This window comes from Leisingera caerulea DSM 24564 (assembly GCF_000473325.1).
GTDB classification, from domain to species: Bacteria; Pseudomonadota; Alphaproteobacteria; order Rhodobacterales; family Rhodobacteraceae; genus Leisingera; species Leisingera caerulea.
Map to the genome: position 1 here is coordinate 316,094 of NZ_KI421513.1, position 15,394 is coordinate 331,487.

At 64.7% G+C, this 15,394-nt stretch carries 10 protein-coding genes; 5 read left to right on the top strand and 5 right to left on the bottom strand.

What is annotated here, in order from left to right:
• Positions 1–16: 16 nt before the first annotated feature.
• The 3 genes from hisG to hisS are packed head-to-tail and all read right to left on the bottom strand — an operon-like array spanning position 17 to position 3,329.
• On the bottom strand, positions 17–715 hold the full coding sequence (gene hisG / locus CAER_RS0108720) for an ATP phosphoribosyltransferase (protein WP_027234989.1): 699 nt from the start codon (positions 713–715) through the stop codon (positions 17–19).
• A complete protein-coding gene (locus tag CAER_RS0108725) occupies positions 712–1,800 on the bottom strand; it encodes an ATP phosphoribosyltransferase regulatory subunit (RefSeq protein ID WP_027234990.1) in 1,089 nt (362 codons plus the stop codon). The genes hisG and CAER_RS0108725 overlap by 4 nt, the downstream gene beginning before the upstream one ends.
• 2 nt (positions 1,801–1,802) lie before the next feature.
• Complete coding sequence (hisS, locus tag CAER_RS0108730) at positions 1,803–3,329, bottom strand: histidine--tRNA ligase (RefSeq protein WP_027234991.1); 1,527 nt, start codon at positions 3,327–3,329, stop codon at positions 1,803–1,805.
• 228 nt (positions 3,330–3,557) lie between these two features.
• Here hisS and CAER_RS0108735 point away from each other — a divergent pair, with 228 nt between their 5' ends.
• Positions 3,558–3,752, top strand: coding sequence for a SlyX family protein (locus CAER_RS0108735; RefSeq protein WP_027234992.1), 195 nt, complete (start codon positions 3,558–3,560; stop codon positions 3,750–3,752).
• 99 nt (positions 3,753–3,851) lie between these two features.
• Here CAER_RS0108735 and CAER_RS28890 read toward each other — a convergent pair whose 3' ends face one another.
• Together CAER_RS28890 and dnaE are read right to left on the bottom strand one after the other, a co-directional pair.
• Positions 3,852–5,033, bottom strand: a complete 1,182-nt coding sequence (locus CAER_RS28890) for a sensor histidine kinase (RefSeq protein WP_161631085.1) — start codon at positions 5,031–5,033, stop codon at positions 3,852–3,854.
• Positions 5,034–5,205: 172 nt separating this feature from the next.
• Positions 5,206–8,718, bottom strand: coding sequence for a DNA polymerase III subunit alpha (gene dnaE, locus CAER_RS0108745; RefSeq protein WP_027234994.1), 3,513 nt, complete (start codon positions 8,716–8,718; stop codon positions 5,206–5,208).
• Positions 8,719–9,075: 357 nt separating this feature from the next.
• On the opposite strand from dnaE, the gene xdhA reads away from it, so the two are divergent.
• Genes xdhA through CAER_RS0108765 form a run of 4 tightly spaced genes read left to right on the top strand, consistent with a single transcriptional unit; the run spans position 9,076 to position 15,341 of the window.
• Positions 9,076–10,500, top strand: coding sequence for a xanthine dehydrogenase small subunit (gene xdhA / locus CAER_RS0108750; protein WP_027234995.1), 1,425 nt, complete (start codon positions 9,076–9,078; stop codon positions 10,498–10,500).
• Complete coding sequence (gene xdhB, locus CAER_RS0108755; RefSeq protein WP_027234996.1) at positions 10,497–12,902, top strand: xanthine dehydrogenase molybdopterin binding subunit; 2,406 nt, start codon at positions 10,497–10,499, stop codon at positions 12,900–12,902. Before xdhA ends, xdhB begins: the two co-directional genes overlap by 4 nt.
• On the top strand, positions 12,892–13,827 hold the full coding sequence (gene xdhC / locus CAER_RS0108760) for a xanthine dehydrogenase accessory protein XdhC (protein WP_027234997.1): 936 nt from the start codon (positions 12,892–12,894) through the stop codon (positions 13,825–13,827). The genes xdhB and xdhC overlap by 11 nt, the downstream gene beginning before the upstream one ends.
• Positions 13,824–15,341: an ABC transporter ATP-binding protein gene (locus CAER_RS0108765; protein WP_027234998.1), complete on the top strand. Its 1,518-nt coding sequence runs from the start codon at positions 13,824–13,826 to the stop codon at positions 15,339–15,341. Before xdhC ends, CAER_RS0108765 begins: the two co-directional genes overlap by 4 nt.
• The last annotated feature ends 53 nt before the right edge of the window (positions 15,342–15,394 follow it).

Below are 15,394 nucleotides of genomic sequence, written 5' to 3' on the forward strand. Positions count from 1 at the left end.
GACACGGCCGCCGCGCTCAGACGCGCTTTTCCAGGAAATCCAGCAGCGTATTCAGCGCCGCCTTGTCCTCGGCCGCGTATTTCGCCACCCGGCTGCGCCACAGGGTTGCCTGCGACTTCAGCACCAGCCCGTCGCTCAAGAGCTTCAGGTGGTTGGCCCGCAGGGTTTCGCCGGTGGATGTGATATCTGCCACCATCTCGGCGGTTTCATTCTTCACCGTGCCTTCGGTCGCGCCCTGGCTGTCCACCAGCTTGTAATCCGCAACCCCGGCATCGGTCAGGAATTCCCGCACCAGCCGGTGGTACTTGGTGGCAATCCGCAGCCGGTGGCCATGCTGGGTGCGGAAGGCCGAAGCCACCGCATCAAGGTCATCCAGCGTATCCACGTCGATCCAGAACTGCGGCACTGCCAGCACCAGGTCGGCGTGGCCGAACCCCAGCTCCGCCAGGCTCTCCACCTGCTGCTCGAACCGCGGCAGCTTCTCCTGCACCAGATCGGTGCCGGTGACGCCCAGGTGAATGCGCCCCGCCGCCAGCTCGCGCGGGATCTCGCCCGCCGACAGCAGCACCAGCTCCATATTCGACACACCCTCGACAGCGCCGGCGTACTCCCGGTCGGATCCGGTCCGCGACAAGGTCACGCCGCGCTTGGCGAACCAGTCAAAGGTTTTTTCCATCAGCCGCCCCTTGGACGGCACCCCCAGCTTCAAGGTCATGCGCGTGCCTCCTCCAGCTGCAGCATCAGGTCCGGGCGCAGCACGCCGCCCACTGCCGGGATCTCCTCGCCGCCACCCAGCTGCCGGGTCAGCGCGTCATAGCGCCCGCCGCTGGCCACCGGCGGCAGATCAGGCCGCGCCTCGGCATAGAAGCCAAAGACAAACCCGTCGTAATATTCCATCGAGGTGCGCCCGTAAGAGGCCTCGAAATCGAGGTTCTCCACATCCACCCCGCGCGCCTTCATCGCCGCGGTGCGCCCGTCCAGCCGGTCCAGCGCCGCATTGATCTGCGGCAGGTCCACGGCAATGTCGCGCATCTGCTCAGTGGCAAAGGGCACCGTCTCCCGCACCGCCATCAGCGCCTCCAGCGCCAGCAGCTCATGCTCAGCAATCGGCGGCGCCTTGGCATCCTCGCGCAGCGCATCGACCCGCGCCTGGACTTCGGCCGCGCGGCGCTTGCCCAGCTCCACAGCCGAACCGGTCAGATCGCCCTCGGTTTCCAGCAGCTTTTTGCGGCTTTCCGGCACCGGGGCGCGGCCCGCAAAACGGTCCAGCAAGGAGCGGAACCGGCGCGGCCGCCAGATGTGGCGCATCAGCGCTGCCTTGCGTTTCTCCGTGGTGTTCAGCCCCTGCACAGCGGCCATCAGAATTCCGATGTCACCGGTTGCCGCCCGCAAGGGCAACCCGCGCACCTGCAGCGCAAACAGCGAAAACACCTCCGCATCCGCAGCCGCCGCATCGTTGCGCTCAAACACCTCATAACCGACCTGCAGGTATTCGTTGGGCCGGTCCGGAAAATGCTCCTGACGGCGGAAAACCTCGCCCGAATAGGTATAGCGCGCAGGCTCGGCACCGTGGCGCATATGCGCTTCTACCACCGGCACGGTGAAATCCGGGCGCAGCATCTGCTCGCCGCGCAGCGCGTCCGAAGTCACATAGGCGCGCGCCCGGATGTCCTCGCCGTAAAGATCCAGCAATGTGCCGGCCGGCTGCAGCAGCGGCGTATCCACCACCTGCGCGCCAGCGGCCTCGAAGCGGACCCGCAGCTGCGCTGCGCGCGCCTGAATGTCAGAACGAACCGCCATGATCAGCCCTGCCCGTCCAGGATTTCACGCACCTTGGCAACCAGCTCCGTGCGCGGCACTTCAAACTGGCTCGGGCGTTCCTTCCATTCTTCCAAGGTGGCGCTTTCGGCGATCTTGGCGCCCAGGATCAGGTCCTTGATCTGCACAACGCCATTGGCCTTCTCATCACCGCCTTCGATCACGGCGACCGGGGAGTTCCGCTTGTCCGCATATTTCAGCTGGTTGCCGAAGTTCTTGGGATTGCCCAGGTAAACCTCGGCCCGGATCCCCGCATTGCGCAGCTCCGCCACCATCGCCTGGTAATCCGCCATCCGGTCACGGTCCATCACGGTGACGACCACCGGTCCGGTGGCCTCCGCCGTCAGCCGCCCCTTGGCGTGCAGCGCCGCCAACAGCCTGTCGACACCAACCGAGACCCCCACCGCAGGCACTTCCTGCCCGGTGAAGCGTTTGACCAGACCGTCATAGCGCCCGCCGCCCGAGACCGAACCGAACTGCCGCTTGCGGCCCTTTTCATCCAGGATCTCAAAGGTCAGCTCTGCCTCGAACACAGTACCAGTGTAGTAGCCAAGACCGCGCACCACAGATGGGTCGATCACAATTCGGTCAGCTCCATACCCCTGCGCAGAAAGCAGCTCAGCAATCTCTCCAAGCTCCTTAATCCCCTGGGCACCGATTTCTGACGAACCAATGGCAGCTTCAAGATTGCCCAAAGTGTCTTTGTCTGTCGCGCCCTTCGCCAAAAGGAATGAGACAATGGGTTCTATTGCGTGTTCAGTAAGACCAACGCCTTCGATGAACGCACCAGAGGCATCCTCCCGCCCTTCTCCCAGCAACTCTATAACGCCTTCAATGCCGACCTTATCAAACTTATCAATAGTTCTCAAAATGTTGGCGCGCCACTCTCCAAGATCGTCCCAATGACCTGGAGCCTCGCCTTCTGGCCGAGGCATTGCAGCCTCTGCAGCCTCCAGCACGCCGTTCAGAACCTTGCGGTTGTTGACCCGCACCAGGTAATCGCCGCGCGGAATGCCGACGGTTTCCAGCGTGTCGGACAGCATCGCGCAGATCTCGGCGTCAGCGGCCATAGAGGCGCTGCCCACGGTATCCGCATCGCACTGATAGAACTGGCGGAAGCGGCCCGGCCCAGGCTTTTCATTGCGCCAGACCGGCCCCATCGCATAGCGGCGGTAAGGCGTCGGCAGGTCGTTGCGGTGCTGGGCATAAACACGCGCCAAAGGCGCCGTCAGGTCATAGCGCAGCGCCATCCAGTCGCCGTTTCCTTCGTCCTCGGTCTCCTGCCAGGCAAAAACACCCTCGTTCGGACGGTCCACGTCCGGCAGGAATTTGCCCAGCGCCTCAACGGTTTCCACCGCCGAGGACTCCAGCGCTTCAAACCCGTAATGATGATACACACCCGCGATGGCCCGCAGCATCTCGCTGCGCTGGGTCACCTCCGCACCGAAATAGTCACGGAACCCCTTCGGCGTCTGCGCCTTGGGGCGGGGCTGTTTCTTCACTTTGGCCATATCAGGCCTCCTCACGGGTAGCGGTTTCACTCGCCCGGCGGTCTAGCGGAAGCAGGCCGCAACAGCAAGACGAAGGCGGCGGAGGCAGTTCCGCAGCTCATTATTAAGGCATAGGGGCTGTGCCGCCCCGTGGGGGCGGACTGGCGCGGCCCGGCCTCACGTCCGGGCGGGACTTTGCATTTGAACGTTGCTCCTTTAAGAGCCCCATCAGACCTAAGGAGACACCTCATGCAGCATCTGGAAGAGCAAATCGCCCATCTGACCCGCAGCGTGGAGGAAATGAGCGACGTGATCGCCCGCCAGCAGAAGGAGATCGACGTGCTGACCCGCCGCGTTGCGATGCTGATGCAGCGCGAAGCCACCCGCGAGCAGGACGGCACCGGCGGCGTGGTCTTCGGCGACGAACGCCCGCCGCATTACTGAGGCAGCTCAGGGTCGCGACGCCGTCGGCAGGACGCGCCCCCTGCACTAGCCCGGCTCAGGCGCGGCTACCGGTCGGCAGGTGCTGCGCAGCTTTGCGGCCTACGCAAAACCAAAGTCCTGCCCCACGATGCGCGACGCAAGTTTCACATGTTCGGCCTGCCCCTCAGCCTCGGCAAGGGCAGCAAGCGGAACGTCCAGCTCATAGACAAGCTTTTCGCCGTCCACCGTCCGGCGGGCCGTTCCCTGCAGCATTGACGGGACAATCTGCGTCAGGAGACGGGTGCCAAATCCGGTCCGCCCGGTGCCGGCCCCGTCCAGAGCCTCCTCCGGCAGCCGGGGCACGTCTTCCTCCCAGCGCAGCTGCAGCCGTTTCTCACCGGCGCTGTCTCCGCTGAGCGACCATGAAACGCGGATACGTGCGTCTTCGGCGTTCAAGGAGCCGTACTTTTGCGCATTGGTTGCCAATTCGTGCAGCGCCAGGCTGATCTGCTGCGCCGCCTCCTGGCCTGTGGCCACTTCGGGGCCTTCAACCGACATCCTGTCGCCGAAGGTCAGCAGCACCGGCTCCAGCTGTGACCGCACAATGTCAGCCAGATCAGCCGACGCGCCGGTCGGCTCTTTCATGACAGTCTGTGTTGCAGAGGCAAGCGCATTGAGCCGCCCCGTGAAGGTATCAATGAATTGGCTCACGTCCGACACGCCGCGGGCGCTCTGCCGTGCCATCGAGGAGACCACAGCAATCATGTTGTGGCTCCGGTGGACAGCTTCCCGCGCCGTCACGGCAAGCTTCGCGTTGACGTTCCTGAGCTCGGCCGTTCTTTCTTCGACCTGAACTTCAAGCTCATGCCGGGCCTGCCGCAGGACGTTAAGGGTCGCCTCATGTGCAGCCACTTCGTCCAACAGCTTGCTGTTGGCAAGTTCCAGCTCGCGGCGGCTCGGTATCGCGACGAGGACCGGAATCAGCTTGAACAGCACCACCGCGGTGGATGCCGATACCAGCGCCGTGGCGAGCTTGACAAAGCCATGCACCGGATAAATCGGCCACCACAGCGTCACAATGGACAGCGCATGTGTCAGGCCGCAAAGCAGGATGAAGGAGGCGAAAAGCCAGACCAGCCCGCGGTGCTTCAGATCGGTGCGCTGCCGAAGAACTTTGAGCAGGGCCAGCGGAATGGCGAAATACGCAAGGAAAATCAGCATATCCGACCCGGCCCAGAGGATCAGCAGCCAAGGTTCCCAAAGCAGGCACATGCCGTGCGGCATATATTGCGTGAAATCCAACAACGTCTGCAACGCGGCAATCTCCAGTCCTGCAGGGGAACCGATGTCGGCCGGAACCATTTATGCGTTTATTGCGGTCAGACCGTGATACTTTGTTATTTGAATTCCACAAGGCAAATCGCACCGCAGGCTGGGGCGCTCCACCGCGGTCAGACAGAGTGATACCCCGCCCTCAAATCTCCTCCACATCCATCACCCCGTCCAGCGATTTCAGCGCGCCCTTGATCTGCGGGTTGATCGGAAACGGTTGGCCCAGATCCATCTCCACATCGCCGGGCAGGCCGGGGTCCTGCAGGTACATATAGACCTCGCCGCGGGCGGCATTGCGGGCCGCTGCCTTGGCGTCCTCCAGCACCTGCGCCACGGTGCCCACGGCAGCCGCATCGCTCAAGTACACCCGCAGGGAGCTGCGGCCGGCATCGGCAATCGCGCTGTCCACCGGCCCGACTGAGCGCACCAGCAGCTTCAGCTGGTCGCTCTCCATCGTCGCCTCGGCGGTGATCACCACCTTGGCGCCGGTCTCCAGAAACTCGCGGGACTTCTCCAGCACCTCGGAAAACAGCGTGACTTCAAAAGCGCCGGAAGGGTCCGACAGCTGGGCAAAGGCAAAGCGGTTGCCGCGCGCCGACTTGCGCTCCTGCCGCCCGGCCACCACACCGGCCATCTTGGCCATAAACGGGCCGCGCTCGGCCTTGGCGGTCACTTCGTCCAGCGTCATCACATCCTTGCGTTTCAGCGCCGGCATGTAGTCGTCCAGCGGATGTCCCGACAGGTAAAAGCCGATCGCCTTGAACTCCTCGCTCAACCGCTCGGCGGGCAGCCAGTCCGGCACATTGGGCAGCCGCGGCTCCGGCAGGTCCTCGCCCGCCTCGCCGAACAGCGACACCTGGCTGGAGTTGCGCTGATCATGCACGGCGGCGGAGTAATCGACCAGCGCACCCAGGCTTTCAAACACCCTGCGGCGGTTGGAGTCCAGCTGGTCGAAGGCCCCCGCCCGCGCCAGCATTTCCAAGGGCCGCTTGCCGACCTTTTTCAGGTTCACCCGGCGGGCAAAGTCGAAGACATTGACAAAGGGTTTTTCCCGCCCGTCCTCGTTGCGCGCCTCGGCAACCAGCCGCATCACGTCCAGACCGACGTTCTTCAGCGCGCCCAGCGCATAGACCAGCTCACCGTTGACCACGTTGAACGTCGCCAGCGAGCGGTTGACGCAAGGCGGCACATATTTCAGCCCCAGCCCCTTCTTCACTTCCTCGAAGTAGATCGCCAGCTTGTCGGTCAGATGGATATCGCAGTTCATGACGCCCGCCATGAACTCCACCGGGTGGTTCGCCTTCAGCCAGCCGGTCTGATACGACACCACCGCATAGGCCGCCGCGTGCGACTTGTTGAAGCCGTAGTTGGCGAATTTCTCCAGAAGGTCGAAGACCTCAGACGCCTTCTTCTTGTCGACCCCGTTCTCCGCCGCGCCCTTTTCGAACTTCGGGCGTTCGGCGTCCATCGCCTCCTTGATCTTCTTACCCATCGCCCGGCGCAACAGGTCGGCGCCGCCAAGCGTATAGTTCGCCATCACCTGGGCGATTTGCATCACCTGCTCCTGATAAACGATGATGCCCTGGGTTTCCTCCAGGATATGGTCGATCAGCGGGTGGACCGAGGTGATCTCGCGCTGGCCGTTCTTCACCTCGCAGTAGACCGGGATGTTCTCCATCGGACCCGGGCGGTACAGCGCCACCAGCGCCACGATGTCCTCGATACAAGTAGGCTTCATGCGCTTCAGCGCATCCATCATGCCGGTGGATTCCACCTGGAACACGGCGACCGTCTTGGCGCGTGAATAAAGGTCATAGGTGACCTTGTCGTCCAGCGGGATGGCGTTGATCTGGTTCTCCGCGCCCTCGGGCGGGTCATAGAGCTGGGTGCCATCGGCGGCGATATGCAGGTCGCGGCCCGATTGGAAAATCAGGTCCATCGCGTTCTGAATGACGGTCAGGGTTTTCAGGCCGAGGAAGTCGAACTTCACCAGCCCCGCCTGCTCCACCCATTTCATGTTGAACTGGGTTGCCGGCATGTCGGAGCGCGGATCGCGGTAAAGCGGCACCAGCGCGTCCAGCGGCCTATCACCAATCACCACACCCGCTGCGTGGGTACCGGCGGACCGCAACAGGCCTTCCACCTGCTGCCCATAGGTCAGCAGACGGTCCACCACCGGCTCGTTCCGCGCCTCCTCGCTCAGCCGCGGCTCTTCCTTCAGCGCGTCGGCGATGGACATCGGCTTCACGCCCTCGACCGGGATCAGCTTGGACAGCCGGTCCACCTGGCCATAGGGCATCTGCAAGACCCGCCCCATATCGCGCACCGCCGCCTTGGACAGAAGCGCGCCAAAGGTGATGATCTGCCCCACCTTGTCGCGGCCGTATTTCTCCTGCACGTATTTGATCACCTCTTCCCGGCGGTCCATGCAGAAGTCGATGTCGAAGTCAGGCATCGACACCCGTTCCGGGTTCAGGAAGCGTTCGAACAGCAGTGAATACCGCAGCGGGTCAAGGTCGGTAATCGTCAGCGCATAGGCCACCAAAGAGCCCGCACCGGAGCCCCGCCCCGGCCCCACCGGAATATCGTGATCCTTGGCCCATTGGATGAAGTCGGCAACGATCAGGAAGTAACCGGGAAACCCCATGCCCTCAATGATGCCCAGCTCGAAATCGAGCCGCTCCTGGTATTCCTCGACGCTCACCGCGTGCGGGATCACCGCCAGGCGTTTCTGCAAGCCCTCGTTAGCGATGCGGCGCAGCTCGGCCACCTCGTCGTCGGCGAACTTCGGCAGGATCGGGTCGCGCCTATAGGCCATGAAGGCGCAGCGCTTGGCGATCTCCACCGTGTTTTCAACCGCCTCGGGCAGGTCGGCAAACAGCGCAACCATCTCCTCCTGGCTCTTGAAGTAATGCTGCGCGGTCAGGCGGCGGCGCGGCTCGGCCTGATCGACATAGGCGCCCTCGGCGATACAGATCATCGCGTCGTGCGCTTCATACATCTCCGTGTTCGGGAAATAGACGTCATTCGTCGCAACCAGCGGCAGGTCCATGGCATAGGCCATCTCCACATGGCCACGCTCGGTCTGCTTCTCCGACTCCGGCTGGCCGTGCTCGCCTGGGTGGCGCTGCAGCTCGACATAGAGCCTATCCGGGAAAATCGCCTTGAGCTGCTGCATCAGCGCTTCCGCCGCCGGGCGCTGGCCCATCTGCAAAAGCCGCCCCACCGGCCCGTCCGGCCCGCCGCTGAGGCAGATCACACCGCCGGAGTTCGCCTCAAGCTCCTCCAGCGTCACATGCGGCAGCTCGCCCCCCTGCCGCAGGTACAGGCAGGAGTTCAGCTTCATCAGATGCTCATATCCCGCCTCGCTCTGGGCCAGCAGCACCAGCGGTGCGGGCGGCTTGGGCCGCTCGCCGGGCGCCGGTTCGGTGAACCGCAGATCCACCTGGCAGCCGATGATCGGCTGCACCCCGGCGCCGCTCGCTGACACGGAAAATTCCAGCGCCGAGAACAGGTTGTTGGTATCGGTCACCGCAATCGCGGGCATACCGTGCTTCTTGCACAGGTCCGGCAGCTTTTTCAGCCGCAGGGCGCCTTCCAGCAGCGAGTATTCGGTATGGGTGCGCAGATGAATGAATCGGGGAGAGCTTGTCATGCCGCCACGCTACCGTATTGCCGCAACGGGGTGAAAGAGTGAACTGCGCGGCCTGCCTCCCGGAATAGCGGAACGAACCACAGGCATTTTCAGGATTTTTTTGAAGCTGTTTCGCACCGCAGCCGGTCCGTCCGTAAAGGTACAGCTAAAAAGCATAAAAAATAACAACATAACCCTAAATGCCGCAATTTTCTTGCGCCGCAAAATACTGCACCGCAGCGGCGGTTTTCCTTGCTTTGACAAAGGGATGCTCCCTAGGCTGGTATCAGCAAGCAAAAAACAGCCCGCCTCTCCTTCTACGCCGCATCGAAGGGAGGCACACCGGGTCAACGGGGTAACGCGGCGGGTCTCGGGAAGATGGCACTCACCTTTCGTCTGAACGGTGAAACGGTCCGCATCACGGACGCAAGCCCATCAGTAACGCTGCTGGACTGGCTGCGCGAAGAAAAGGGCCTCACCGGCACCAAAGAAGGCTGCAACGAAGGCGATTGCGGCGCCTGCACTGTCATGGTCACCGATTCACGTGGATCCAAGGCCTTGAACGCCTGCATCCTGTTCCTGCCGCAGCTGCAGGGCAAGTCGGTGCGCACCGTCGAAGGTGCCTCCGGCCCGGACGGCAGCCTGCACCCGGTGCAGCAGGCCATGGTCGATCACCACGGCAGCCAATGCGGCTTCTGCACCCCCGGTTTCATCATGTCGATGGTCACCGCCCACGCCAACGGCGCCACGGATTTCGACGACCAGCTGGCAGGCAACCTCTGCCGCTGCACCGGCTACGCTCCGATCATCCGCGCCGCCGAGGCCGCAAAAGACGACCCCGTTCCCGACTGGATCGCCCAAGAAGGATCCTTCATCTGGCCGGAAATATCCCGGGGGGAGGCCGCAGGCCGGGGGGCAGAGCCCCCTTCCGGCAAACAGGCGGCAGCGCCCCCGCTCCTGCCAGCCTCATCCGACGAACTCGCCGAACTCTACAGCGCCCACCCCGAGGCCACCCTGATTGCAGGCGCCACCGATGTGGGCCTCTGGGTCACCAAGCAGCTCCGCCACCTGCCGCAGATGATCTTCCTCGGCGGCTGCGATGACCTGAAGGGCATTGAGGTCACGGACAGCGCCGTCCGCATCGGCGCCATGGCCGACATGAACGCCCTGCGCGACGCGATGGATCCGCTGCACCCGTCTTTCGCCGAAATGCTGCGCCGCTTTGCCTCCCAGCAGATCCGCGCCGCCGCCACCATCGGCGGCAATATCGCCAACGGTTCCCCCATCGGCGACACCCCGCCCGCGCTGATTGCCCTCGGCGCAACCCTGCATCTGCGCAAGGGCGGCGACCGCCGGGAACTGCCGCTGGAGGATTTCTTCCTCGACTACGGCAAGCAGGACCGCCAGCCGGGTGAGTTCGTCGAGGCCGTCAGTTTCCCGCGCCAGCCCGACGCCCTGAAGGTCTACAAGCTGTCGAAACGCTTTGACCAGGATATCTCCGCCGTCCTCGGCGCCTTCAACGTGACCCTGATGAACGGCAAGGTCTCCGCCGCCCGCATCGCCTTTGGCGGCATGGCCGGCATTCCGAAACGCGCCGCACACGTCGAGGCGGCCCTGGCTGGCCAGCCCTGGACCGAAGCCACGATCGGTGCCGCCGCCAAGGCCTTTGATCAGGACTTCACCCCGATGTCCGACATGCGCGCCTCTGCCGAATACCGGCTGGAAACCGCGCGCAATATGCTGACCCGCTATTTCGCCGACCTGAACGGCCAGCCGGTCTCGGTGCTGGAGGTGCGGCCATGAGTGTCAGCAAACCCCTCCCCCATGACTCCGCCCGGCTGCATGTAACCGGCGCGGCCCGTTATACCGATGACATCCCCAGCCCCCACGGCACGCTGCATCTGGCCTTCGGCGTTTCCCCTATTGCCCGCGGCCATATCACTGGCATGGACCTGAGCGAAGTGCAGAACAGCCCCGGCGTGGTGGCGGTGCTGACTGCCAAGGGGCTGCCTTTTGCCAATGACGTCTCCCCCTCGATCCATGACGAGCCGCTGCTGGCGGCGGGTACCGTCAACTATGTTGGCCAGCCGGTGTTTGTGGTGGTGGCCGACAGCCATCTGAATGCCCGCATCGCCGCCCGCAAGGGCAAGGTCGACTATCAGGAAGAACCTGCCCTCCTAACCCTTGACGCCGCGCTGGCCGCCGACAGCCGTTTCGAGGAAGGCCCGCGCATCTACCGCAAAGGCGACGCTGCTGCCGCCATTGATGCCGCCCCGCACACCGTCGAGGGCACGTTTGAACTGGGCGGGCAGGAGCACTTCTATCTCGAAGGCCAGGCGGCCATGGCGCTGCCGCAGGAGGATGGCGGCATGCACGTCCACTCCTCCACCCAGCACCCGACCGAGATTCAGCACAAGGTGGCAGAGGCGATCGGCCTGCTGATGCACGCCGTCCGGGTCGAGACCCGCCGCATGGGCGGCGGCTTTGGCGGCAAGGAAAGCCAGGGCAACGCGCTGGCCGTCGCCTGCGCCGTCGCTGCCCGGCTGACCGGCAAGCCCTGCAAGATGCGCTATGACCGCGACGACGACATGGTGATCACCGGCAAGCGCCACGCCTTCCGCATCTCCTACCGTGCGGGATTCGGCGAGGACGGCCGCCTGCAAGGCGTCGAGTTCCTGCATCTGGTGGATTGCGGCTGGGCGCAGGACCTGTCGCTGCCGGTCGCTGACCGCGCCATGCTGCACGCCGACAACGCTTACCTCATCCCCAATATCCGCATCGAAAGCCACCGCCTGCGCACCAACCGGCAAAGCGCCACCGCCTACCGCGGCTTTGGCGGCCCGCAGGGCATGGTGGGGATCGAACGGGTGATGGACCATATCGCGCATGACCTGGGGATGGACCCGGCTGAGCTGCGGCAGCGCAACTACTACGCGCCGATGCAATCACCAGACGCGCCCGCAGGCGAACCGCAGGACACCTCCGGCCAGCCGCTGGACCCGGACGCCGATCTCGCCTCCCGCGGCGCACCAGTGCAGCCCGCCAAAACCAGCCTGCCGCCCAAGGACGTGCAGACCACGCCCTACCACATGCCGGTCGAGGACTTTATCCTGCACGATCTGACCGCGCAGCTGCTGAAATCCTCGGACTACGCGGCGCGCAAGGCGGACATTGCCAAGTGGAACCAAGGCCAGACCCACCTGAAGCGGGGCATCGCCTTTTCGCCGGTGAAGTTCGGGATTTCTTTCACCCTGACACATCTCAACCAGGCCGGCGCGCTGGTGCATGTCTACCAGGACGGCTCGGTGCATCTGAACCATGGCGGCACCGAGATGGGCCAGGGGCTGTTCCAGAAGGTGGCGCAGGTCGCCGCCAGCCGCTTTGGCATCCCGCTGGAGAAGGTGAATATCACTGCCAGCGACACCGGCAAGGTGCCCAACACCTCGGCCACCGCCGCCTCCTCCGGCTCGGACCTGAACGGCATGGCAGTCAAGGCCGCCTGCGACACCCTGCGCAGCCGCATGGCCGAGCATCTGGCACTGCAGCATCAGGCAAGCCCCGGCGACGTGGTTTTTGATAACGGCATGGTGCGGATCGGCCAGGATGAGATGACATTCGAAAAGGCCGCCATGACCTGCTACCAGGGCCGCGTCAGCCTGTCGGCCACCGGGTTCTACAAGACGCCCAAGGTCGAATGGGACCGGATCAAGGGCCAGGGCCGCCCGTTCTACTACTTCGCCTACGGCGCCGCGGTGACAGAGGTGGCGGTGGATGCGCTCACCGGCGAGAACCGCATCCTGCGCGCCGACATCCTGCATGACGCCGGCGCCTCGCTGAACCCGGGCATCGACATCGGCCAGATCGAGGGCGGCTATGTCCAGGGCGCGGGCTGGCTGACGACCGAAGAACTGGTCTGGGACGATACAGGCCGCCTGCGCACACATGCGCCCTCCACCTACAAGATCCCCGCCTGCTCCGACCGGCCGGATGTGTTCAACGTGAATCTTTTCGACGGCCAGAACCGCGAGGACACGATCTACCGCTCCAAGGCAGTGGGGGAGCCGCCGTTCATGCTGGGCATCTCCGCCTGGCTGGCCCTCAGCGATGCGGTCGCGGCCTTTGGCGAGGCCTACCCGGCGCTTAACGCGCCTGCCACCGCCGAAGAGGTCTGGCGCGCGGTCCGGAGAGTGCGCGATGGGATTTGATGTCGAGGAGCTGCGCCGGGCGGTTGCCGCGCATGGCCGCGTGGTGCGGGTGGTAATTGCCGCCATCCGCGGCTCCTCCCCGCGCGAGGCGGGCACCGCGATGCTGGTCTGGCAGGACGGCCAGTCCGGCACCATCGGCGGCGGCACCCTGGAGTATGAGGCGGCAGAGGCCGCCCGCGGGCAAGTGGCCCCCAAGCAGATCAGCACCCACGCGCTGGGGCCGGATCTGGGCCAGTGCTGCGGCGGTGCGGTGACGCTTTTCAGCGAAGTCTACGAGGCCGCAGACCTGGCCGCGCTGGACGCGGACATCATTGCCCGCCCGGCCAGCCCGGCGATGATGCCGATGGCGGTGAAGCGGCTCCTAGCGGACGCCCGCAGCCAGGGGCTGGCGCCGGCGCCGCAGCTGGTGGATGGCTGGATGATTGAACCGGTGCACCAGCCGCAGCTACCAGTCTGGATCTGGGGCGCGGGCCATGTCGGCCGGGCGCTGGTCAATGTGCTGGCGCCGCTGCCGGACCTGCAGATCACCTGGGTGGACACCGACGCCGCGCGGTTCCCGGCAGAGATCCCCGCCGGCGTCACCGCGGTTCCGGCAGCTGACGTTGCGCTCCTTGTGCGCCATGCGCCTGAAAACGCTGCGCATTTGGTGCTGACCTATTCCCATGCGCTGGATCTGGCGCTATGCCACGCGCTGTTGAGTCATGGCTTTGCCTTTACCGGGCTGATCGGCTCCAAAACCAAATGGGCGCGGTTCCGCTCGCGTCTTGCCGCCTTGGGGCACTCTCCCGGGGCAATCGCAAGGATCACCTGCCCGATCGGCGATCCGGAACTTGGAAAACATCCGCAGATGATTGCGGTCGGTGTTGCGGCGCAGCTGCTGCGGCATGGAAAAGAAGACGAACAGAGAGAGGACCGGCGCGCGTGAGTGTACCACTGTTGAGCCTGCAAGGCCTGACCAAGGCCTACCCCGGGGTTGTGGCCAATGACACCGTTTCCTTTGACATCGGCGAGGGAGAGGTTCACGCCCTGCTCGGCGAAAACGGCGCCGGGAAATCGACGCTGGTCAAGATGATCTATGGGCTGGTGAAGCCCGACAGCGGCCAGATGCTCTTGCGCGGGGAGCCCTTTGCCCCGGCTGAGCCGCGCGCGGCACGCGCTGACGGCATCGCCATGGTATTCCAGCATTTCTCCCTGTTCGACGCTCTGAACGTGGCCGAGAACATTGCGCTCGGCATGGAGAACCCGCCGGAGATGCGCGACCTCGCCGCCCGGATCCGCGAGGTGTCGGAAACCTATGGCCTGCCGCTGGACCCGTTCCGCACCGTCGGCGACCTGTCCGCGGGCGAACGCCAGCGGGTCGAGATCATCCGCTGCCTGCTGCAGGACCCGAAACTGCTGATCATGGACGAGCCGACCTCGGTGCTGACGCCGCAGGAAGTCGATATCCTGTTCGAAACCCTGCAGAAACTGCGCTCCGAAGGCACCTCGATCCTTTATATCTCGCACAAGCTGGAGGAAATCCGCACCCTGTGCGACCACGCCACCATCCTGCGGCTGGGCAAGAATGTGGGCGAATGCACCCCGGCTGACACCTCGGCCCGCGATATGGCGGAAATGATGGTCGGCAGCACCCTGCAAACACCCCAGCGCGAAGCCCGCGAGTTCGGCCCCGTCGCGATGGATATTTCGGGACTGTCGGTGCCGGCGCCATCCGCCTTCGGCACCGCGCTGAAGAACGTGCATCTGACCGTGCGCAAGGGCGAGATCCTCGGCATCGGCGGCGTTGCCGGCAACGGCCAGGACGAATTGCTGGGCGTCCTCTCCGGCGAAACCCTGACCGAGGCGGATGCGGTGAAGCTGCATGGGCAGCCCATCGGCAAGCTGGGCCCCACGGCCCGGCGCAAGCTCGGCGTGCTGGCAGCACCCGAGGAACGCCTCGGCCACGCCGCCGCGCCTGATATGAGCCTGACGGAAAACGCCATGCTCACCGGCTCGGTGCGCGAGGGGCTGGAGAAGAACGGTTTTCTGGATTGGGGCAAGACCAAAGACTTCGCCGAGCGCATCATCAAGGCGTTTGACGTGCGCACCCCCGGCCCCGGCAATGCGGCGCGGTCGCTGTCGGGCGGCAACCTGCAGAAATACGTGATCGGCCGCGAGGTGCTGCAGAACCCCGAGGTGCTGGTGGTCAACCAGCCGACCTGGGGCGTCGATGCCGCCGCCGCCGCCGCGATCCGCCAGTCGCTGCTGGATCTGGCCGCCAAGGGCGCCGCAGTGATCTGCATCAGCCAGGACCTGGATGAGCTGATGGAAATCTCCGACAGCTTTGCCGCCCTGAACGAAGGCCGCCTCAGCGCGCCGCGCAAGGCTGCGGGGCTGACGGTGGACGAGATCGGCCTGATGATGGGCGGCGCGCATGGGATGGAGGTGGCGCATGTCTGAGAGTTTGCGACGCCTCCCCGCCCGGCGGCCAAGCCGCCTGCCGGGCAGCGGGC